Below are 21366 nucleotides of genomic sequence, written 5' to 3' on the forward strand. Positions count from 1 at the left end.
CCCGGTGGTGAACACCGGCCGCCCCCTTCGCCGTACTCGCTCACCGCCGGTCAGGCGATGTGCTCCTCCTCCAGCTCCGCGCTGTGCCGGTTGGTGAAACGGCTCACCAGCCGCTTGGCCTCGGGGTCGGCGAGCGGTGTGCCGAACGTCGCCTCCACGTTGTCGCCGAACTGGCGGGGCGTCGGGTAGCTGCCGTTGATCGACTGCTTGAAGACCTGGTAGTAGGCGTCCTCGTCCGGGTCCTGGGACCGGGGTTCCGGACGGGCTCCCGGGTGGGCTTGCGGATGAGAGGCCGGACGGGCTTCCGGGTGAGATGCCGGATGGGCTTCCGGATGGCCGCCGCCCTCCCCCAGCTCGCGGGTGCGGCCCGGGACGACCGGTATCGGGAAGTTGCCGGTCTCCTCCGGGGACGGTTCCTGGAGCGGGGGCTCCTCCTCGTACTGGTCCCGGTACTGGTCGGCCTGCCGCTGCTCCTCGTACCAGTCGGCGTACTGCTCGGCCGGGTCGTAGGCGGGGTCGTAGCCACCCTGGTAGTCGATCTGGCGGGGAGTGTTGAACCAGGGGCTCTGCTCGGGCCCGGCCTCCTCGCCCGTCTCCTCGCCCGCCGCCTCGTCCGCCTCCGGTGGCCGCCGGCCCGCGTCGGGCGCCTTGACCAGTTCCGGACGCTGCCTCGCCGCGGGCGCCGCCTGCGGAGCGGTGCCTTGCGGGCCCGTCCCCCGCGGTCCGGTGTCCTGAGGGCCGGACGCCTCCGGCCGCGGCGCCGGCGGCAGCAGGGCCGGCTCGATGCCCGCCGCCGCCAGGCCCGCCGGGGCGGTCTGCGCCAGGGGGACGCCGTAGCGGGCCAGGCGCAGCGGCATCAGGGACTCGACGGGGGCCTTGCGGCGCCAGCCGCGGCCGAAGCGGGAACGCAGCCGGGCCTGGTACACCAGACGCTCCTGCTCCAGCTTGATGACCTGCTCGTAGGAGCGCAGCTCCCACAGTTTCATCCGGCGCCACAGCAGGAAGGTCGGCCCCGGCGAGAGCAGCCAGCGGGTGAGGCGGACGCCTTCCATGTGCTTGTCGGCGGTGATGTCGGCGATCCGGCCGATCGCGTGCCGGGCGGCCTCGACGGACACCACGAACAGGATCGGGATCACCCCGTGCATGCCCACACCCAGCGGGTCGGGCCACGCCGCCGCGCCGTTGAACGCGATCGTCGCCGCCGTCAGCAGCCAGGCCGTCTGCCGCAGCAGCGGGAAGGGGATGCGGATCCACGTCAGCAGCAGGTCCAGGGACAGCAGCACGCAGATGCCCGCGTCGATGCCGATCGGGAAGACGTAGCTGAAGTTCCCGAAGCCCTTCTGCAGGGCCAGTTCCCGCACCGCCGCGTAGGAACCCGCGAAGCCGATCCCGGCGATGATGACGGCGCCGAAGACGACCATGCCGATGAGAACGCGATGCGTCCGTGTCAGCTCCAGTGGCGCGGCCACCCGTACTCCCCTCCCAGTGCCTGTTGTTGCGCGGAACAGAGTGGCACATGTGTGCGGGGGCCGGGTGGCCGGTGGGTCGATACGGCCCGTCAGCCCGACTTCGACGACGACTTGGAGGACGACTCCGAGTCCGAACCGGACTCCGAACCGGCCCCCGAATCAAGCTTCGAGCCGGACCCCGAGCCGGACCCCGAGCCGGACGTCGCCGATGAGCCGCTCGTCGTGCCGCCACCGGTGCCGCCGCCGTTGGCCTTCGTCACCGAGGCCACCGCCTCCTTGGCCGCCTTCTGCGCGTCCTTGGCCAGGTCGTCGGCGTCCGGCGACTTGTCGCCGGCCAGACCCGCGCCGTTGAAGTCGACGGTGACGACGACGTTCTCGACGCGCGCGACCACCGTCTGCTGCTTGAAGGTGCCTTCCTTCTTCTTCAGGTCGTAGCGCACCGCCGTCGCCTCGTCGCCGGTCCCGGCGACCGGCTCGGACTTGAGGCTCTCCGCGCCGTCCACCGTACGGACGTCCTCGGTCTGCTTCTGGTAGTACTTCTGCGCCAGCTTCTCGCCCTCACCGCGCGTCACGTCCGACTCGAAGCGCAGCATCGACACGCTCAGCCAGCGGAACTGGGAGCCCTTCACGCCGTTGTCGTCCAGGCTGTCCCAGGAGCAACTGGCGCGCATCGCCGTGTCGTTGGACGCGCCCTCCTTGCCCGAGTCGGCCTTGGGCACCAGGTCGTCCAGCGTCTTCTTCGCCAGCACCGAACACGGCTCCGGAAGCTTCCCGTACGCGGCCGCACGCACCGTCGGGGACGGGCTCGCGGACTTGGACGCGGCGGACTTCTCCGCGGCGGCCTTGTCCTTGGCGTCGTCGGAGCCGGAGTCCGAGGAGCAGCCGGCTGCCACCAGCATCACGGGGACTGCGGCCGCGCCGACAAGAAGGCGGGTGAGTCGCTTCGCCTGCTGGTTTCGCTGGTCACGCTGGGCTCGTCGCTGCATGGTTCCTTCACTCATGGCACTGGTGGTTCCTGCGGTCGGAACGGGTCCGGGGGCCACGGTACGCGTTGGGAAAATCTCGCGACCCGCTCCTGGCGCTTCGCACACGGGCCCCCACGGGGCCGGGCAGGGCTCAGCCGCTCAGCGAATCCGCCAGCTGGGAAGCCAGTTTCCGCGCCATGTCCTGCATTTCCTCGCTGTCCGGCACGACTCCGAGCATCGCCGACTGCTCCGCGTACTCGATGGTCACCATGACGTTCGACGTGCGGAACGCCACAGTCACCGTGCGCCGCTTCGCCGTCGAACCGGAGCTGCTCAGCGCGTCGTCCACGAACGCCTCGTCGCCCAGGTCGTCGAGGAGCCGGGGCTGGAGGTCGGCGGGCGTGGCATCGGCGGACGGGCTCGACGACGGGTCGGCGGAGGAGGACGCGGAGCCCGAGGCAGACGCGGAGGGCGTGCCGCTCGGACCGTCGGACGCCTCCCCGGACGACGGGGCACCGGACGAGGACCCGGACTCCTCCGAGGACGTGGACCCCGACTCCGACGTGGAGTCCGAGGCGGCCGGCTCGGGCAGGTCGGCCGCCTCCACCTGCTCCGCGAAGAGGTCCTCGGCCTCGCTGTCGTCGCTCACGGCGGTGTCGTAGGACACCACCCGCTCGAAGTCGACGAAGAGGTGGTTGGTGGCGTCCGCCGACTCCACCTTCCAGCGGCAGCCGACCTTGCGGTCGGTGTCGTACGCGAGTGTCGGCTCGCCCCGGTACGCCTTCTCGCGCTGCACCTCGTCCGCGATCTCCTCGAGGCCGGGCAGGAGCGCGCCGAGCGACTTGTCGCCGACCGCGCCGCACGGCTCCGGGAGGGTGCGGTACTTGCCGGGCTCGGCCGCCTCGGTCGCGACACCGGGCTGTCCCGGGTTGGAGTCGTCCGCCGTGGCGCCGTCGCCCGAGCCGCCGGTGCAGCCGGCCAGCAACGCCGCCAGAAGGGCGGCGACGCCGGGTACATAGGCCTTCCGCTGCACGGTGCGGCTCCTCTCGCCGGTGTGGCTGGTGGTCGTACTCCAGTGTCCCCGCTGGTTATTCGCTTGCTGTACGGGGGCGCTCCCTGGAGACAATGTGTATCGCACGCGCTGCCGTGAACGCCGGTCGGCTGTCCCTTTGGCCGACCTTGGCGCCGGTTTTGCGCTTCGAGACTTCTGTTTGTCTTCCGGGGGAATGAGGACGATATGTCGTACGTGGAGATTCCGGGCGCGAAGGTGCCGATCCGGATGTGGACCGACCCGGCGACGGTCGAGGACGTGGCGCTCCAGCAGTTGCGCAACGTCGCGACCCTGCCGTGGATCAAGGGCCTGGCGGTCATGCCGGACGTGCACTACGGCAAGGGGGCGACGGTCGGGTCGGTCATCGCGATGCGGGGCGCCGTGTGCCCCGCGGCGGTCGGCGTGGACATCGGCTGCGGGATGTCGGCGGTGAAGACGTCCCTGACGGCGAACGACCTGCCGGGAGACCTGTCGCGGCTGCGCTCGAAGATCGAGCAGGCGATTCCGGTGGGGCGCGGGATGCACGACAGTCCCGTGGAGCCGGGGCGCTTCCACGGGCTGGCGACGGCCGGGTGGGACGACTTCTGGGGGCGGTTCGACGGAGTGGCCGAAGCGGTCAAGTTCCGTCACGAGCGGGCCGAAAAGCAGATGGGAACGCTTGGATCCGGAAATCATTTTGTCGAAGTGTGTACAGATACAACCGGTTCTGTGTGGTTGATGCTTCACTCCGGTTCCCGCAACATCGGCAAGGAACTGGCCGAGCACCACATCGGCGTCGCCCAGAAGCTCCCGCACAACCAGGGGCTGATCGACCGCGACCTCGCCGTGTTCGTCGCGGACACCCCGCAGATGGCGGCGTACCGCAACGACCTGTTCTGGGCGCAGGAGTACGCGAAGTACAACCGCACGATCATGATGGCGCTCCTGAAGGACGTGGTCCGCAAGGAGTTCAAGAAGGCGAAGCCGGCCTTCGAGCCGGAGATCAGCGCGCACCACAACTACGTGGCCGAGGAGCGGTACGAGGGGATGGACCTGCTCGTCACCCGCAAGGGCGCGATCCGGGCCGGTTCCGGTGAGTACGGGATCATCCCCGGTTCCATGGGCACGGGGTCGTACGTCGTGAAGGGCCTCGGGAACGCCAAGTCCTTCAACTCCGCCTCCCACGGCGCCGGGCGGCGCATGAGCCGGAACGCGGCCAAGCGCCGCTTCTCCACGAAGGACCTGGAGGAGCAGACGCGGGGCGTGGAGTGCCGCAAGGACTCGGGTGTCGTGGACGAGATCCCGGGCGCCTACAAGCCGATCGACCAGGTCATCGACCAGCAGCGCGACCTCGTGGAGGTCGTGGCGAAGCTCAAGCAGGTCGTCTGTGTGAAGGGCTGAGCACGTCAGTGCCCCGTGACCCGGGCGAGCGGTCACGGGGCATCGTTCTTGGGCCTACGCGGTATGCCGAGCGGCGAATCCGACGAACTCCGCCCACGCCGTCGGCGTCAGGTCGACCATCGGGCCTGCCTTGTCCTTCGAGTCGCGGACGTGCAGAACGCCGAGCCGGGAGGCGACCTCGACGCACTCGCCGCCCGACCCCGTGCTGTAGCTGCTCTTGAACCAAGCCGACTCAGGCACGGACCAACCGGGTTCTTCGACGTTCATCTCTCTCCCAGCAACTTCTCGACGAGGGCCAGCGACTCGCGCGGAGTGAGGGCCTGTGCCCGGAGGATGCCGTACTGATCCTCGATTTCCCGGACCGACCTCCGCTCCGTGTAGAGACGGCTGTCCTTGTACGCCTCCACGTACGCGATCCTCTGCCCTTCCACGGTCTCGATCAAGGTGAAGGGGCCTTCCAGTCCAGCATGCTCTTCCCGCTCGATCGGCATCACCTGCATTTCGACGTTGCGGCGATGTCCGTACAGCAGAATCTGCTCCAACTGCCCCCGCATGACCTGGCATCCACCCAGAGGGCGACGCAGCACGAACTCTTCGATGACGAAGCTGATGGTGGGCATCGGTGTACGCGAGAACATCTCCTGCCGAGCCAGGCGAGCCGTCACCCGCTGGCCGATGGTCTCCTCGTCCAGCAGGGGGCGCCACATGGTGAACACGGCCCGCGCGTACTCCTCCGTCTGCAACAGACCCGGCACTGCCTTCGTGGCGTACACGTGGAGAGCTGCCGCCTTGGTCTCCAACCTGGCCGCGTCCCGGAAGAACGCCGGATACTGCGCCCGAGCCACCTCCTCCTTGCCCGCCTTCAGCAGCCCGCCCGCGTCGAGCAGTTCGTCCGCCTTGTCGATGAACCTCGGGGGTGGAATCCGTCGCCCCTGCTCGAACGAAGCGATCGTCGAGGCCGAGTACCCCGTCCTGCTCCCCAGCTCCGCGCGGTCCAGCCCCGCCCGCTCCCGGCACAGCTTCAGCTGCCGCCCGAAGACGTGCAGGATGCCCGCACCGGCCTCCTGCTCGACCCCGTCCACCTGCCCTTGTTCCTCCACGCCCGGCACCTCCCGTACGTACCCAACCGCCGAACACCGCACCGTCATCGCGCTCGTACCCAACCCGACGCCTGTGGGGCCGGTCACGGCGCACCCCGTGTACAGCCCCCGCTCCGGCGGCGTACAGCTCGTACCGGTCAGCGCGTCACGCCTGGTGAACGCTACGCACAGTTCGCGACCGTTGCCCTATGAAGTCAGTAACTCCCCCGCGAAGGCGGACGCCTTCGCAACCGCCCCGGCCCACCCGGACCTTCGCGATGCGGTTCACGTCGACCCCGCGCGGCGCCCGCCTCGCCCGTCGGCTGGTCTCGCACCGCCTGGACGCCTGGGGTCACCCGTACGCCTCACACCTGAACGAGACGGTCACGCTGATCGCCGCGGAACTCACCACCAACGCCGTCCGCCACGGCCACGTACCGGGCCGGGACTTTCACCTCCGCCTCACAGAGGCCGAGGGCACTGTGCGGATCGAGGTCACGGACACCCGCACCGAGAGGCGGCCCGTCCCCGGGACGCCGGACCCGGAGGGGGAGTCGGGCCGGGGCCTGCTCCTGGTCGACGCCATGGCGGGCGACTGGGGCGTGACCGCACGGCCCACCGGTCCCGGCAAGACCGTGTGGGCCGAGTGCGCCGTGCCGGACCGGTCGCCGTGGGTCAGCCCTCCCGGTGGACCTTCGTGTTCGACGCCTGGGCGCGGGGGCGGACGACCAGGAGGTCGATGTTGACGTGGGCGGGGCGGGTGACCGCCCAGGTGATGGTGTCGGCGACGTCGTCGGCGGTCAGGGGGTCGGCCACGCCCTGGTAGACCTTGGCCGCCTTGTCCTGGTCGCCGGCGAAGCGGGTCAGGGCGAACTCGTCGGTCTTCACCATGCCGGGCGCGATCTCGACGACGCGGACCGGGCGGCCGACGATCTCCAGGCGGAGCGTCTCGGCGAGGACGTGTTCGCCGTGCTTGGCGGCGACGTAGCCCGCGCCGCCCTCGTAGGTGGAGAGGCCGGCGGTCGAGGAGACGACGACGACCGTGCCGTCGCCGCTCGCCTCCAGCCGGGGGAGGAGCGCCTGGGTGAGGTTGAGGGTGCCGATGACGTTCGTCTCGTACATGCGGCGCCAGTCGTCCGGGTCGCCGGTGGCCACGGGGTCGGCGCCGAGCGCGCCGCCCGCGTTGTTGACGAGGACGCCGACCGTCTTGAACGCGGTGGCGAACTCGTCGACCGCCGCGCGGTCGGTGACGTCCAGGGGGTACGCCGTCGCCTTGTGGCCGGCCGCCTGGATCTCCTCCGCGAGCGCCTCGACGCGGTCCTTGCGGCGGGCGGTGAGGACGACGCGGTAGCCGGCCGCGGCGAGCTGCCGGGCCGTGGCGGCGCCGATGCCGCTGCTCGCACCGGTGACGACGGCGATGCGGGAGGCGGCGGACGGGGCGGCTGCGGGGGCCATGGGCTGCTCCTGAGGTGTGCGCGGGGCGGTGCGGCGGTCGCCGCCCAGCGTAGTCAGCCGCCGTTCCTCGGCGCCCACATGATCACGGCCATCCCGGCGAGGCAGACCAGGGCCCCGGTGATGTCCCAGCGGTCGGGGCGGTAGCCGTCCGCGACCATGCCCCACAGGATGGAACCGGCCACGAAGATCCCGCCGTACGCGGCGAGGATGCGGCCGAAGTGGGCGTCGGGCTGGAAGGTGGCGACGAAGCCGTAGGCGCCGAGGGCGAGGACGCCGCCGGTGGCCCACAGCCAGCCGCGTTGTTCGCGTACGCCCTGCCAGACCAGCCAGGCGCCGCCGATCTCGAAGAGGGCGGCGACGACGAAGAGGGCGGCGGAGCGGAGCACGAGCATGGGGGCAGCCTCGCACGACCGGGCCAGGGCGGGGCGCGGGGGCCGGGAGCGAGGGCCGCAGGCGTGGCCGGAATTACGTCCGGGGGTCAGCCGTTGGCGCGTATAGTTGAACCGTCAACAACTCGGAGGTTGAGCGACCATGCAGTTCGGCATCTTCACCGTCGGCGACGTCACGCCGGACCCGACCACGGGTCGTACGCCGACCGAGCGTGAGCGCCTCAAGGCCATGGTCGCCATCGCGCTGAAGGCCGAGGAGGTCGGGCTCGACGTCTTCGCGACCGGCGAGCACCACAACCCGCCCTTCGTGCCGTCCTCCCCGACCACGATGCTCGGCTACATCGCGGCGCGCACCGAGCGGCTGATCCTCTCCACCTCCACCACCCTCATCACCACCAACGACCCGGTGAAGATCGCGGAGGACTTCGCGATGCTCCAGCACCTGGCCGACGGCCGGACGGACCTGATGATGGGGCGCGGCAACACCGGGCCGGTCTACCCGTGGTTCGGCAAGGACATCCGCGAGGGCATCGACCTCGCCGTCGAGAACTACGCCCTGCTGCACCGGCTGTGGCGCGAGGACGTCGTGAACTGGGAGGGCCGGTTCCGTACGCCGCTCCAGGGCTTCACGTCCACGCCCCGGCCGCTGGACGGCGTCGCGCCGTTCGTCTGGCACGGGTCGATCCGCTCGCCGGAGATCGCCGAGCAGGCCGCGTACTACGGCGACGGCTTCTTCCACAACAACATCTTCTGGCCCGCCGACCACACCAAGCGCATGGTCGAGCTCTACCGGGCCCGCTACGCCCACTACGGCCACGGCACCCCCGAGCAGGCGATCGTCGGTCTCGGCGGTCAGGTGTTCATGCGGAGGAACTCGCAGGACGCGGTGCGCGAGTTCCGCCCGTACTTCGACGTCGCCCCGGTCTACGGGCACGGGCCGTCGCTGGAGGACTTCACCGAACAGACGCCGCTGACGGTCGGCTCGCCGCAGCAGGTGATCGAGAAGACGCTGGCCTTCCGCGAGTACGCCGGTGACTACCAGCGCCAGCTGTTCCTGATGGACCACGCCGGGCTGCCCCTGAAGACCGTGCTGGAGCAGCTCGACCTGCTCGGCGAGGAGGTCGTGCCGGTGCTGCGCGAGGAGTTCGCCAAGAACCGTCCCGCGAACGTGCCGGACGCGCCGACCCACGCGTCCCTGCTGGCCACCCGTGGGGACGCGGCCGAGGAAGGAGTGCGGGCATGAAGCTCGTCGTCGTCTCGGCGGGACTGGGCGTCCCGTCCTCCACCCGGCTGCTCGCCGACCGGCTGGCCGCCGCGACGGTGCCGGTGCCTCACAGGCGTCCGCGGAGGCCCAGGTGGTCGAGGTACGCGACCTCGCCGTGGAGATCGCGCACACCTTCACCAACGGCTTCCCGGGGCGGAACCTGTCCGCCGCCTTCGAGTCGGTGGCGGCGGCCGACGGCCTGATCGTCGTCACGCCGGTCGTGCCGGAGGCGCGCCTCGACGCGGCCTCGGCGTCGTACAGCGGGCTGTTCAAGTCGTTCTTCGACGCGCTGAGCGTGACCGACGCGGACGCCCTCGCCGGGAAGCCGGTGCTGATGGGCGCGACCGGCGGTACGGCCCGGCACTCGCTCGTCCTGGAGCACGCCATGCGTCCGCTCTTCGCGTACCTGAAGGCCGTCGTCGTACCGACCGGCGTCTACGCCGCCTCGGAGGACTGGGGCGCCGGGGGACTGGACGGACGGATCGAGCGGGCGGCCGGGGAGCTGGCGGCGCTGACGGCCGGGCCGGCGACGGTCGCGGAGCCGGGAGCGGAGCGTGGCGGGAAGCCGGGCGCGACGCCAGGAGTAGAGCGTGGCGGGAAGCCGGGTGTGGACGCCGACGGGATCGTGCCGTTCGAGGAGCGGCTCGCCGCGCTGCGGCCCGCGGGGTGAGATCCCGGTAAGAAACCCGGCCGTCCGGTCGCGGGGCCCCTGGTCTTGGCAGACTGGGCGCGTGCCCCGGACCGTTCTGCTCGCCGAAGACGACCGCGCCATCCGGCACGCCCTGGAGCGCGCCCTCACCCTGGAGGGGTACCGGGTCACCGCGGTCGCGGACGGCGTCGATGCGCTGGCCGAGGCCCACCGCGGCCGGCCGGACGTCCTCCTACTGGACGTGATGATGCCGGGCATGGACGGCCTCCAGGTCTGCCGGGCGCTGCGCGCGGAGGGCGACACCACGCCGATCCTGATACTGACGGCGCTGGTGGAGACCGCCGAGCGCATCGCGGGCCTGGACGCGGGTGCCGACGACTACGTGGTGAAGCCCTTCGACGTCGAGGAGGTCTTCGCCCGGCTGCGCGCCCTGCTGCGCCGCACGGGCGGCCGTACGGAGGCGGGGCCGGACACCGGCTCCGGGCCGACGGACGTGCCGCCCGCCCCCGGGCCGGAAGCGCCGGGAGAGCCGGGGGCGCCGGGGGAGCCGGGGAATCCGCAGGACGGCCGGTACCTGGCGGCGGCCGGGCTGCGCATGGACCCCCGGGCCCGCCGAGCCTGGCGGGACGGGCATGAGCTGGAACTGACCCGCACCGAGTTCGGGCTGCTGGAGCTGCTGGTCCGCAACGCGGGCATCGTGCTCGACCACTCCACCATCTACGACCGGATCTGGGGCTACGATTTCGGACCCGGCTCCAAGAACCTCGCCGTCTACGTCGGCTACCTGCGCCGCAAACTCGACCGGCCGGGGGCGCCGCAGCTGATCCAGACCGTGCGCGGGGTGGGTTACGTGCTGCGGGAGGACTGAATGGGCCCCTCCCCGCTCGGGCGCCGGCCCCGGCTGCTGTCGCTGCGGACGACGTTCGCGGTGTCGTTCGCCACGGTCACCGCCGCGGTCACGCTCGTCGTCGGGGTGCTGTCGTACGGTGCCGCGGCCCGGCTGGTCCGGGTGGATCAGGAGTCCGTCTTCGACCAGGTCGTGCAGGACCTGCGGGCCGAGGTGCGGTTGCAGCCCTTGTCGCCGGTCGACTTCGCCTCGTCCGCGCGCGGCCACGACATCGTGCGCCCGGCCCGCACCGACGTACAGGTCCTCGGCCCGGACGGCGGGGTCTTCGACCCGGCCGGTCCGCGGCTGCCGGTCACCGACGCCGACCGGCGGGCCGCGGGTGCCGCCACCGCCGGGCGGACGGTGGAGCACGAGGACGTCGACGTCGGCCACGACGTCTTCCGGGTGGCGACCGTCGCCCTCGGGGGCGGCCGGGGCGCGGTGCAGGTGGCGCAGGAGTTCAGCGACACGGAGGACCTGCTGCGGGCGCTGCAGCGGCGGACGCTGGTCCTGATGGGCGCGGTGGTGACGGGCGCCGGGCTGTTCGGCTGGTGGCTGGCCCGGCGCATCACCCGGCGCCTGGTGGTCCTCACCTCCGCCGCCGAGAACGTCGCCCGCACCCGCCGGCTCGGCATCCAGGTCCCGGTCACCGGCCCCGACGAGGTGGGCCGCCTCGGCCGCGCCTTCGACCTGATGCTGGGCCGTCTCGCCCAGTCGGAGGAGGACCAGCGGCGCCTGGTCCAGGACGCGGGCCACGAGCTGCGGACGCCGCTCACCTCCCTGCGGACGAACATCTCGCTGCTGCGCCGCATCGACGAACTCCCGCCCGCCGCCCGCGAGGAACTGGTCGCGGACCTCGGGCAGGAGGCCCGCGAGCTGACCGACCTGGTCAACGAACTGGTCGAGCTGGCGGCCGGCCAGTGGGCCGGGGAGCCCCCGCAGCCGGTCGACGTGGCGCGGATCGCGGACGACGTGGCGGCCGTGGCCCGGCGCCGCAGTGGGCGGGAGATCGGCGTACGCGCCGACGGCGGTACGACGGTGGAGGGCCGGCCCGCCATGCTGACCCGCGCGATCTCCAACCTGGTCGAGAACGCCGCGAAGTTCGACCCCGAGGGCACCGGTCCCATCGAGGTCGTCGTCGCCGGGCGCGCCCTGGCGGGGACGGTCCGCGTCGAGGTCCTCGACCGGGGCCCCGGCATCCGTGACGCCGACCTGGCCCGTGTCTTCGACCGCTTCTACCGCGCCGCCGACGCCCGCTCCCGGCCCGGCTCGGGCCTGGGCCTGTCCATCGTGCGGGAGGTGGCGCTGGCGCACGGGGGAACGCCGTTCGCGTACCGGCGGGACGGGGGCGGGTCGGTGATCGGGTTCACGGTGCTCGGGGCGGCCGCGGAGGACGAGCCGCTCAGCGACGCGCCGGGCGGCTGAGGGCGGCGTACGCCCGGAGCAGGTGCCCCGCCCCTCGGGCACGGGGGGCGGGGGGCCGTCCCATGCCGACGGGGCCCGTGCTCACCAAGGCGCGAGGTGAGTACGGGCCCCGTCCGGGAGCCGGGCCGTGTGAGCGGTCAGACGGTGGTCTTCACCGACTCCGGGTCGTCGTCCCCGGGGTCCTCGCCTGCCTTACGGGCGCGGACGTACTCCAGGAAGGTGTTGAGCTCGCGCTTGACGACGGGGGCGAGGAGGTAGAGGCCGATGATGTTGATGACGGCCAGCGAGAAGAGGAAGGCGTCGGCCAGGTCGATCAGGGTCTGCAGGGTCAGCAGCGAACCCGCGATGGCGAAGAGGGTGTAGACGACCTTGTACGTCACCTCGCTGGCCCGGCTGCGGCCGAAGAGGTACGTCCACGACTTGAGCCCGTAGTAGCCCCAGGTCAGCACCGTGGAGATGGCGAACAGCAGCACCGCGACGGTGAGGACGTACGGGAACCAGGGCAGGACCGTCTCGAAGGCGTCGGAGGTGATCGTGACGCCGCCGATGCCCTCGTTCGTACGGGCCTCTTCCAAGCTGGCCGGGTTGGCGATGACGATGGTCAGCGCGGTCATGGTGCAGACGACGACGGTGTCGATGAACGGCTCCAGCAGCGCGACCAGGCCCTCACTCGCGGGGTGCTTGGTCTTGACCGCGGAGTGGGCGATCGGGGCGGAGCCGAGACCGGCCTCGTTGGAGAACGCGGCCCGCTTGAAGCCGATGATCAGCGCGCCGAGCACACCGCCGACGACCCCCTGCGGGTTGAACGCGCGCTCGACGATGGAGACCAGGGCGTCCGGCACGGCGGTGATGTTGACCAGGATCACGATCAGGCAGGCGAGGATGTAGATGCCGGCCATGGCCGGTACGAGCCTGCTGGTGACGTTGGCGATGGAGCGGATGCCGCCGAGGAGCACGATGCCGACGATCGCGGCGACCAGGATGCCGAAGAACAGGGCGCCGGCGGAGGAGCCCAGCGCGCCGTCCTCGCCGCCGGCGACCGAGACCAGCTGCGCGTAGGACTGGTTGACCTGGAAGAGGTTGCCGCCGAAGAGGCCGAAGAACAGGATCAGGAAGGACGCGAGGACCGCGAGGACCTTGCCGAGGGTCTTGCCGTTCTTGCCGAAGCGCTCGGCCAGGCCCTTGGGCAGGTAGTGCATCGGGCCACCGGAGACGGTTCCGTCGGCGTGCACCACGCGGTACTTCACGCCGAGGGTGACCTCGACGAACTTGGTGGCCATGCCGAGCAGGCCGCACAGGATCATCCAGAACGTGGCACCGGCGCCGCCGATGGAGACGGCGACGGCCACGCCGGCGATGTTGCCGAGGCCGACGGTGCCGGAGACGGCGGCGGTCAGTGCCTGGAAGTGGTTGACCTCGCCGGCCGACCCCTTCTCGTCGTACTTACCCCGCACCACGTCGATGGCGAGTTTGAACTTGCGGACCTGGACGAGTCCGAACCAGCTGGTGAAGACCAGGCCGGCGACGACGAGCCAGGCGACGATGAGGGGCAGGTCCGCATCGCCGACGGGAACGGTGTAGAAGACCACCTCCCCCAGCCACTCGGCTATGGGCTCGAAGAATTCGCTGACTGCTTCGTCGACGGACTGGGTGACGGAGTCGAGTGACACGGTGACTACCTCGATGACGCGGGGTTGGCGGGTGGGGCGTCTCGCCTGGGTGAGCGGTCTGTCTCTGCGCGAACGTCGTTGTCCGATGGATGAACCCGTGCACACGGTGCGGTTTCGGACCGTGATCGTCCTGGGTGTGGCGCGGGTACGGGCCGTCCCTCCGCGGCATGGCAGTCGGCCGAGCCACCTGCGGAGTTGCGCTGTTCTACCACGTCTTTGCCGAATATTGAGTGATGTAAATCACGTGACGATTCGTGACCAGCGGAACTCCGGACCGGTGAGATCGGACCGTTATTCGGACACGGGATGCATGCCGTGTGCACCCATGTCGGCCGGGGTGGTCTTGACGTCCTCTTGACGGTGACCGGCATGGAGGCTTCGGCGAAGACTGCCGGGAACCGGCAATGCGGTGAGCGCTCCGCATCGCCAGGATGAGGGCGAGGGGGAGCACGGATCCTGGTCCCGATGCCGGACACCGGCAGTTGGCGGCATCGGGACCCGGAGGTGCCGGTTCCGGCGCGGGTCGATCTCTGCTTCTCCGAGCCCGAGGGGGCTCGTCCTCCCGACCGCCAAGGACGTTGCTGATGAATCCCATGATCGTGGGCGTGGCCGTGCTCGTCGTCCTCTGCCTGCTCGCACTGCTCGTCGTCTCCCGGCTGTTCCGCAAGGTGGAGCAGGGCAAGGCGCTCATCGTCTCCAAGATGCGCAAGGTCGACGTGACCTTCACCGGGCAGGTCGTCCTGCCGGTGCTGCACCGGGCCGAGGTGATGGACATCTCCGTCAAGGCCATCGAGATCACCCGGGCCGGCAAGGAAGGTCTGATCTGCCGGGACAACATCCGCGCGGACATCCGCATCTCGTTCTTCGTCAAGGTCAACAAGACCGTCGAGGACGTCGTCAAGGTCGCACAGGCGGTCGGCACGGCACGGGCGAGCGACCGGAACACCCTTCAGGAGCTCTTCCACGCGAAGTTCTCCGAGGCGCTGAAGACCGTCGGCAAGCAGATGGACTTCACCGACCTCTACACCAAGCGTGAGGAGCTGCGGTACCGGATCATCGAGGTCATCGGTGTCGACCTCAGTGGGTACCACCTGGAGGACGCGGCGATCGACTACCTGGAGCAGACGCCGCTGACGCAGCTCGACCCGGCCAACGTCCTGGACGCGCAGGGCATCCGGAAGATCACCGAGCTGACGGCCGTGGAGCACGTGCGCACCAACGAGGCCCAGCGCACCGAGGAGAAGGAGATCACCCGTCAGAACGTCGACGCCCGGGAGGCCATCCTGGAGCTGGAGCGGCGGCAGGTGGACGCCGAGACCAAGCAGAAGCGGGAGATCGAGACCGTACGGGCCCGTGAGGAGGCCGAGACCGCGCGGGTGGTGGAGGAGGAGCGGCTGCGCGCGCAGGGCGCCTTCCTGCGTACCGAGGAGCAGCTCGGCGTCCAGCGCGAGAACCAGGCCCGCGAGGTCGCCGTCGCCGCGAAGAACCGTGAACGGGTCATCGCCATCGAGAGCGAGCGCATCGAGAAGGACCGGCTCCTCGAGGTCATCGCGCGGGAGCGGGAGACCGAACTGACCCGGATCGCGGCCTCCAAGGAGGTCGAGGCGGAGAAGCGGGACATCGCCGAGGTCATCCGGGAGCGGGTCGCCGTGGACCGTACGGTCGCCGAGCAGGAGGAGTCCATCAAGAAGCTGCGCGCGGTGGAGGAGGCGGAGCGCGATCGGCAGACCGTGATCATCGCCGCGGAGGCCCAGGCGCAGGAGAGGCTGGTCAAGGACATCAAGGCGGCGGAGGCCGCCGAGCAGGCGGCCACCCACCGGGCGGCCGAGGAACTGACCCTGGCCGAGGCCCGGTTGAAGAGCGCCGACCTGGACGCACAGGCCAAGCTGCGGCTCGCCGAGGCCATCCAGGCGGAGAGCGCGGCTCAAGGGCTGGCCGAGGTCCAGGTCCGCGACAAGGAGGCCGAGGTCATCGAGAAGGCCGGCCGCGCGGAGGCCGAGGCGACCCAGGCGCGGATGCGCGCGGAGGCGGAGGGGGCCAGGGCCAAGGCGCTCGCCGAGGCCGAGGGCGTCGGCGAGAAGCTGAAGGCCGAGGCGGCCGGTCTGACGGAGAAGGCGGCGGCGATGGCGGCGCTCGACGAGGCGTCCCGTGCGCACGAGGAGTACCGGCTGCGGCTGGAGGCCGAGAAGGACATCCGGCTCGCCGGTCTGGACGTGCAGCGTCAGGTCGCCGAGGCGCAGGCCACGGTGCTGGCCACCGGCCTGGAGAACGCCGACATCAACATCGTCGGAGGCGAGTCCGTCTTCTTCGACCGGCTGATGTCGTCCATCGCGCTCGGCAAGGGCGTCGACGGCTTCGTCCAGCACTCCGAGACCGCTCAGGCCCTCGCGAAGCCGTACCTCGACGGTACGGCCAGCCTCGCCGACGACCTCGGCCGTGTCCTCGGCTCGGTCTCCACGGCCGACCTGCAGAACCTGACCGTGTCCGCGCTGCTGATGAAGCTGATGAAGTCGGGCGGCGCGCCCGCCGGCCAGGTGCAGAAGCTGCTCGAGAAGGCGGGCGAACTGGGCATCGCCGAAGCCCCGTTGGCGTCCCTCAACGGTAGCGCCAAGGCCGCCTGAGTACCGTCGCGGAAAGGAACCCCATGGCAACCGGGGCGGACAGCAGCGCGCACGAGACGCTGGACACGGACACGTACGAGACGCCGGGCGGTGGCCCGCACGAGACGCTGGACACCGGCACCTACGAGGTGCTGCGCGACCGGCTCGTCGCGCAGGCCGCCGAGCTCGCCCGGCGGACCGAGGTGCTCAACACCCGCCGGATCGAGGAGTTCGGCTCGGCCCGGCTCACACTCACCGGCACCGAGCGGCTGCACACCGCTCGCGCCTGTGTGCCCGCGGACGTCGTGGCCGTCGGGGAGACGCTGCTCGTCGGCTACAACACGGCGCACGCGGCTCCCACGGCCCCGGCGGCCACCGCGGCCGGCTCCGAGCCGGCCGTGGGCGACGTCTTCGCGCTGCACGCCCGCGACCTCGGCCGGCTTCCCGAGGACGCCGTGCCGGGACTCCTCGACGACACCGCCTTCGTCCGCGAGTTCAAGGCCCTGTACCGCTACTACCGCCAGGCCACGCTCCTGCGGTTGCGCCGGGTCGAGGGCAGGCTGCTCGCGGTCTTCCGGACCGGTGAGAAGGCCGACGACATCCGCGTGCTGCGCTGGACGCTGGACGACGACGGCGGACGGGCGTCCTTCCTGGACGCGCGCGGCGACCGCGACCACGTCCTGCCGCCCTCCCACGACTTCACGTGGACCGGGGCGACCCGCGAGGACCACGTCCTCGGCCGCCACCCGCACGTCTCCGTCCTGGACCAGGTCTTCGTCGCGACCGTCGGCGGCACGCTCACCGTCAAGGCGGAGAACGACACCGGGACGGGGGAGGGGATCCACAGCGAACCGGTCGTCGAGCCGTTGCAGTCCCTCGCCGACGCGGACATCGCCCACGCACGGGTCGGCGCGCTGATCCTGCTGCGGATCCGTCCCTACAAGGAGGAGACCCACCGGTACCTGGTCTTCAACACCCTCACCCGGGAGGTGGTCCGCCGCGACGGCATCGGGCAGGCCTGCCGCCGCCTCCCCGACGACCAGGGCATCGTCTTCCCCGGCGGTCACTGCCTGGCCGCCGGCGCCCACCGCACGTACGAACTCGACGTCAGCGGACTGGAGTTCGAACGTGAGGTGGGATCACCGAACGGCGAGGACGTTCTGTACGCGTTCCGGGCGTCCCACGCGGGCGCGGGGGGCCGCGCCCTGCTGCTGCCGTACAACCTGATCCGCAAGGAGGCCGCGACCCCCCTGTCCTGCCGGGGCTGGGCGCTGTCCGACGACGGCACGCTCACACTGCTGCGCACCGAGGCCGGCGAGCCCGCCCGGGTGCATCCGGTCCAGCGGTGGTCCTCCCCGTACGTCTCCGACACCTACGCCGCCGCCCGGCCCGCCGGCAGCGGCCCGCTGGCCCGCATCGGCAACGCCGACCTCGTCCGGGGCATCTCCGACTGCCTCTCCGTGACCCGTGCCGTCGCGGAGACCACCCCGACGGGCGGGGTGTACGAGGAGCTGGCCGCCGCCTGCGCCCGGGCCGCCGACGCCCACCACTGGCTGGACGATCCCGAGGCCGGCGACCTCGCGGACCCCTTGCGGCGGGTACGGGAGACAGCCGAGCAGGTACTCGCCGAATTCGAGAACGTGCAGGCCCTGACCCGGCAGGCCGCCGACGCGCTCGACCGGGCCGACGCGCGGCTCGCCGCGGTGGTACGCCGGCTGCGCGGTGAGGCGCCGCGCGGGGCCGCCGCCTGGGTGGCCGGGCTGACCGAGCTGCGCCGGGCGCAGGGGCACCTGCTGACCCTCAGGGAGACGCGGTACACGGACACGGCCCGCGTCGACACACTCGCCGCCGGAGCCCAGGCCGACCTGGCCGCCTTCGGGCAGCGGGCCGTCACCCACCTGTCGCGCGAGGACGCCTTCGCCGGTCACCACGCGGACGTCGAACGGCTCGTCGCCGACGCCGAGGCGATCGGCACCGCCGCCGAGGCCGCTCCCGTCGGGGCACGCCTGGACGAGCTGGCGGAGGGGCTGGGCGCGGTGACCGAGGTCGTCGCCGGGCTCGACATCGGCGACGCCACGGTCCGCACCGCCGTCCTGGAGCGCGTCGCCGAAGCCCTCGGCGGGGTCAACCGCGCCCGGGCGGTACTCGGCACCCGTCACCGCGCCCTGCGCGACCAGGAGGGCCGCGCCGGGTTCGCCGCCGAGTTCGCGCTGCTCGGCCAGGCGGTCACCGGCGCTCTCGCGGTGGCGGACAGCCCCGACGCGTGCGACGAGCAACTCGCCCGCCTGCTGGTCCAAGTGGAGAACCTCGAATCCAGGTTCGCCGACTTCGACGACTTCCTCGGCGAGCTCGCGGACAAGCGCGACGAGATCCACGAGACGCTCTCCGCCCGCAAGCAGTCCCTCGCCGACGCCCGCGCCCGCCGCGCCGAGCGCCTGGCGGAGTCGGCGGTCCGTGTCCTGCGCACGGTCACCCGCCGTGCCGCCACGCTCGCCGACCCGGACGCCGTCACCACCTTCTTCGCCTCCGACCCGATGCCCGCCAAGGTCCGCCGCACCGCCGGGGAGCTCCGCGAACTGGGCGACCCGGTGCGCGCGGAGGAACTCGACGGACGCCTCGACGCCGCCCGTCAGGAGGCGTCGCGCGCCCTGCGCGACCGCGCCGACCTGTACGCCGACGACGGCCGCACCCTGCGCCTGGGCGGCCACCGCTTCGCCGTCAACACCCAGCCTCTCGACCTCACCCTCGTCCCGTACGGCGACGGCCTGGCCTTCGCCGTGACCGGGACCGACCACCGCTCGCCGGTCACCGACCCGGACTTCGACGCCACCCGCCCCTACTGGGACCGCCTCCTGCCGTCCGAGTCGCCCGGGGTCTACCGCGCCGAGCACCTGGCCGCCCGCCTGCTCGACGCCCACGGCCCGGCCGTCCTCGCGCAGACCGACGACCTGTCCGCCCTTGTGCACGGCGCGGCGGAGGAGGCGTACGACGAGGGTTACGAGCGGGGCGTCCACGACCACGACGCCACCCTGATCCTGACCGCCCTGCTGCGCCTGTACGACGCCGCCGGACCGCTCTGCCACGAGCCCGCCGCCCGCGCCGCCGCCCAGCTCTTCTGGGCGCACGGCACGACGCCCGGGGACCGGCAGGACTGGCGGCGGCGCGCGGTCTCCCTGACCCGCGCGCGGGACACGTTCGGGCTCGCGCCCGCCCTCGCCGACCTGCGCCTGGAGCTGGCGGGGGCCATCACCGAAGAGGCCACCGGGGAGGTCACGGAAGAGGTCGCGCAAGCCGCGGCCGCGTACCTCGTCGAGGAACTCACCAGTGGCCCCGAAGGCTTCGTCCTCGGCGCCGGTACCCGCACCCTCCTGGACAAGTTCCGCCGCGCTGTGGGCGGCCCGGCCTACGACGAGGATCTCGCCGCCCTTGGCGACCCCACCGCCCGCCGCCAGCTCGTCGAGGCGTGGCTCACCGCGTACACCGCGTCCACGGGCACGGACACCACGCCGGGCGACCTGGCCGAGGCGGTGGCCGCCGAACTCTGCCCGGACCTGCCTCGCTACCCGTGCGACGCCCCGCTGACCCGGACCGTACGGGGACTGCTCGGCGCCCACCCGCGTGTCAGCGGTGGCACTCTCACGGTCCGCGTCGACGAACTCCTCGCCCGCACCCGCGCCTTCCGCGCCCACGAGGTCCCCGGCCACCGCGCCTACCAGCGGCACCGCACCACCCTGGTGGCCGCGGAGCGCGCCCGGCTCCGCCTGGACGAGTTCCGCCCGCGTGTGATGACGTCCTTCGTCCGCAACCGGCTCATCGACGAGGTGTACCTCCCGCTGGTCGGTGACAGCCTCGCGAAACAGCTCGGCACCGCGGACGCCGCGCACCGCACCGGCACCGGCGGGCTGCTCCTGCTGGTCTCCCCGCCCGGCTACGGCAAGACGACACTCATGGAATACGTCGCCGACCGCCTCGGCCTCATGCTGGTGAAGATCAGCGGCCCGGCACTGGGGCACGGCGTGACCTCGCTCGACCCGGCCGAGGCCCCGAACGCCACCGCCCGACAGGAGATCGAGAAGGTCAACTTCGCGCTCGCGGCGGGCGGCAACACCCTCCTGTACCTGGACGACATCCAGCACACCTCGCCCGAGCTGCTCCAGAAGTTCATCCCGCTGTGCGACGCCACCCGCCGCGTCGACGGCGTACGGGACGGCCGGCCGCACACCTACGACCTGCGCGGCAAGCGCTTCGCCGTCTGCATGGCCGGCAACCCCTACACCGAGTCCGGCAGCCGCTTCCAGGTGCCCGACATGCTCGCCAACCGCGCCGACGTCTGGAACCTCGGCGACGTCCTGACGGGCAAGCGGCCCGCCTTCGAACTGAGCTTCGTCGAGAACGCCCTCACCGCCAACCCGGTCCTGGCCCCGCTCGCCGGCCGCGACCGCGCCGACCTCGACCTGCTGCTCCGCCTCGCCGAGGACGACCCGACCGCCCGGACGGACCGGCTCACCCACCCCTACGCCCCGGCCGAACTGGAACGCGTCCTCGCAGTCCTGCGCCACCTGCTCACCGCCCGCGCGACGGTCCTCGCGGTGAACGCCGCGTACATCGCCTCCGCCGCCCAGTCGGACGGCACCCGCACCGAACCGCCCTTCCGACTGCAGGGCTCGTACCGCAACATGAACAGGATCGCCCAGCGGATCCAGCCGGTCATGAACGACGCCGAGCTGTCGGCGCTGGTCGAGGACCACTACCGGGCCGAGGCCCAGACCCTCACCACGGGCGCCGAGGCGAACCTGCTGAAACTGGCGGAACTGCGCGGCACGCTCACCGCCTCACAGGCCGCGCGCTGGACCGAGCTGAAGGCCGCCCACCAGCGCGCCCAGGTGCTCGGCGGCCCGGAGAACGACCAGCTGACCCGTGCCGTCGCCGCCCTCGGCCTGCTCGCCGACCGGATCGCCGCCGTCGAGTCGGCGATCGACCGCGCCGTCGGCCCGCCGCACCGGCCGGCCGGCGCGCACGCCCGGTACGAGACCGGAGGCGGGGAGCGGCCATGACCTCGCCCTCCTGCCTCGCAGCCAGTCGGC

General features: G+C 71.8%; 15 protein-coding genes and 1 pseudogene. 8 read left to right on the plus strand and 8 right to left on the minus strand.

The window, feature by feature from the left end; translation table 11 throughout:
* Positions 1-50: 50 nt before the first annotated feature.
* The 3 genes from ACH4NX_RS13595 to ACH4NX_RS13605 all read right to left on the minus strand — a co-directional run bounded on the left by ACH4NX_RS13595 (position 51) and on the right by ACH4NX_RS13605 (position 3467).
* Positions 51-1469: a DUF2637 domain-containing protein gene (locus tag ACH4NX_RS13595; protein WP_398129677.1), complete on the minus strand. Its 1419-nt coding sequence runs from the start codon at positions 1467-1469 to the stop codon at positions 51-53.
* An 89-nt stretch (positions 1470-1558) separates the two neighbouring features.
* Positions 1559-2470 carry a DUF3558 family protein gene (locus ACH4NX_RS13600; protein WP_398129676.1) on the minus strand — a complete coding sequence of 304 codons (912 nt, stop codon included), beginning with the start codon at positions 2468-2470 and terminating at the stop codon, positions 1559-1561.
* Positions 2471-2585: 115 nt separating this feature from the next.
* Positions 2586-3467 carry a DUF3558 domain-containing protein gene (locus ACH4NX_RS13605; protein WP_398129675.1) on the minus strand — a complete coding sequence of 294 codons (882 nt, stop codon included), beginning with the start codon at positions 3465-3467 and terminating at the stop codon, positions 2586-2588.
* 204 nt (positions 3468-3671) lie between these two features.
* Here ACH4NX_RS13605 and ACH4NX_RS13610 point away from each other — a divergent pair, with 204 nt between their 5' ends.
* The gene (locus ACH4NX_RS13610) at positions 3672-4865 is read left to right on the plus strand and encodes an RtcB family protein (protein ID WP_351389999.1); all 1194 of its coding nucleotides are present in this window, start codon (positions 3672-3674) and stop codon (positions 4863-4865) included.
* A 54-nt stretch (positions 4866-4919) separates the two neighbouring features.
* On the opposite strand, the gene ACH4NX_RS13615 is transcribed toward ACH4NX_RS13610, so the two are convergent.
* Positions 4920-5132 carry a DUF397 domain-containing protein gene (locus ACH4NX_RS13615; RefSeq protein WP_398129674.1) on the minus strand — a complete coding sequence of 71 codons (213 nt, stop codon included), beginning with the start codon at positions 5130-5132 and terminating at the stop codon, positions 4920-4922.
* Positions 5129-5965: a helix-turn-helix domain-containing protein gene (locus tag ACH4NX_RS13620; RefSeq protein ID WP_398129673.1), complete on the minus strand. Its 837-nt coding sequence runs from the start codon at positions 5963-5965 to the stop codon at positions 5129-5131. Before ACH4NX_RS13620 ends, ACH4NX_RS13615 begins: the two co-directional genes overlap by 4 nt.
* A 257-nt stretch (positions 5966-6222) precedes the next feature.
* Between ACH4NX_RS13620 and ACH4NX_RS13625 the strand changes: the two genes are divergently transcribed.
* A complete protein-coding gene (locus ACH4NX_RS13625; protein ID WP_398129672.1) occupies positions 6223-6690 on the plus strand; it encodes an ATP-binding protein in 468 nt (155 codons plus the stop codon).
* Here ACH4NX_RS13625 and ACH4NX_RS13630 read toward each other — a convergent pair.
* Positions 6620-7399 (minus strand): SDR family NAD(P)-dependent oxidoreductase, encoded by a 780-nt coding sequence (locus ACH4NX_RS13630; RefSeq protein ID WP_398129671.1) that lies wholly within the window; start codon positions 7397-7399, stop codon positions 6620-6622. The genes ACH4NX_RS13625 and ACH4NX_RS13630 overlap by 71 nt on opposite strands.
* A gap of 53 nt (positions 7400-7452) precedes the next feature.
* Positions 7453-7791 (minus strand): YnfA family protein, encoded by a 339-nt coding sequence (locus ACH4NX_RS13635; RefSeq protein WP_279564995.1) that lies wholly within the window; start codon positions 7789-7791, stop codon positions 7453-7455.
* A 139-nt stretch (positions 7792-7930) separates the two neighbouring features.
* Here ACH4NX_RS13635 and ACH4NX_RS13640 point away from each other — a divergent pair, with 139 nt between their 5' ends.
* The 4 genes and pseudogenes from ACH4NX_RS13640 (at position 7931) to ACH4NX_RS13655 (ending at position 12012) form a co-directional block, all read left to right on the plus strand.
* Complete coding sequence (locus ACH4NX_RS13640) at positions 7931-9031, plus strand: LLM class flavin-dependent oxidoreductase (RefSeq protein WP_351389986.1); 1101 nt, start codon at positions 7931-7933, stop codon at positions 9029-9031.
* Positions 9028-9722: pseudogene (locus ACH4NX_RS13645) on the plus strand (CE1759 family FMN reductase). The gene ACH4NX_RS13640 and the pseudogene ACH4NX_RS13645 overlap by 4 nt, the downstream one beginning before the upstream one ends.
* Before the next feature lie 61 nt (positions 9723-9783).
* The gene (locus ACH4NX_RS13650; RefSeq protein WP_398129670.1) at positions 9784-10569 is read left to right on the plus strand and encodes a response regulator transcription factor; all 786 of its coding nucleotides are present in this window, start codon (positions 9784-9786) and stop codon (positions 10567-10569) included.
* Complete coding sequence (locus ACH4NX_RS13655; RefSeq protein ID WP_398129669.1) at positions 10570-12012, plus strand: ATP-binding protein; 1443 nt, start codon at positions 10570-10572, stop codon at positions 12010-12012.
* A gap of 137 nt (positions 12013-12149) precedes the next feature.
* On the opposite strand, the gene ACH4NX_RS13660 is transcribed toward ACH4NX_RS13655, so the two are convergent.
* Complete coding sequence (locus tag ACH4NX_RS13660; RefSeq protein ID WP_351389979.1) at positions 12150-13682, minus strand: alanine/glycine:cation symporter family protein; 1533 nt, start codon at positions 13680-13682, stop codon at positions 12150-12152.
* A gap of 593 nt (positions 13683-14275) precedes the next feature.
* On the opposite strand from ACH4NX_RS13660, the gene ACH4NX_RS13665 reads away from it, so the two are divergent.
* Together ACH4NX_RS13665 and ACH4NX_RS13670 are read left to right on the plus strand one after the other, a co-directional pair.
* Positions 14276-16303 carry a flotillin family protein gene (locus tag ACH4NX_RS13665; protein WP_398129697.1) on the plus strand — a complete coding sequence of 676 codons (2028 nt, stop codon included), beginning with the start codon at positions 14276-14278 and terminating at the stop codon, positions 16301-16303.
* Between the two features lie 23 nt (positions 16304-16326).
* Complete coding sequence (locus ACH4NX_RS13670) at positions 16327-21336, plus strand: DNA repair ATPase (protein WP_398129668.1); 5010 nt, start codon at positions 16327-16329, stop codon at positions 21334-21336.
* Positions 21337-21366 lie beyond the last annotated feature (30 nt).

This window comes from Streptomyces sp. NPDC017225 (assembly GCF_044331465.1).
Lineage (GTDB): Bacteria > Actinomycetota > Actinomycetes > Streptomycetales > Streptomycetaceae > Streptomyces.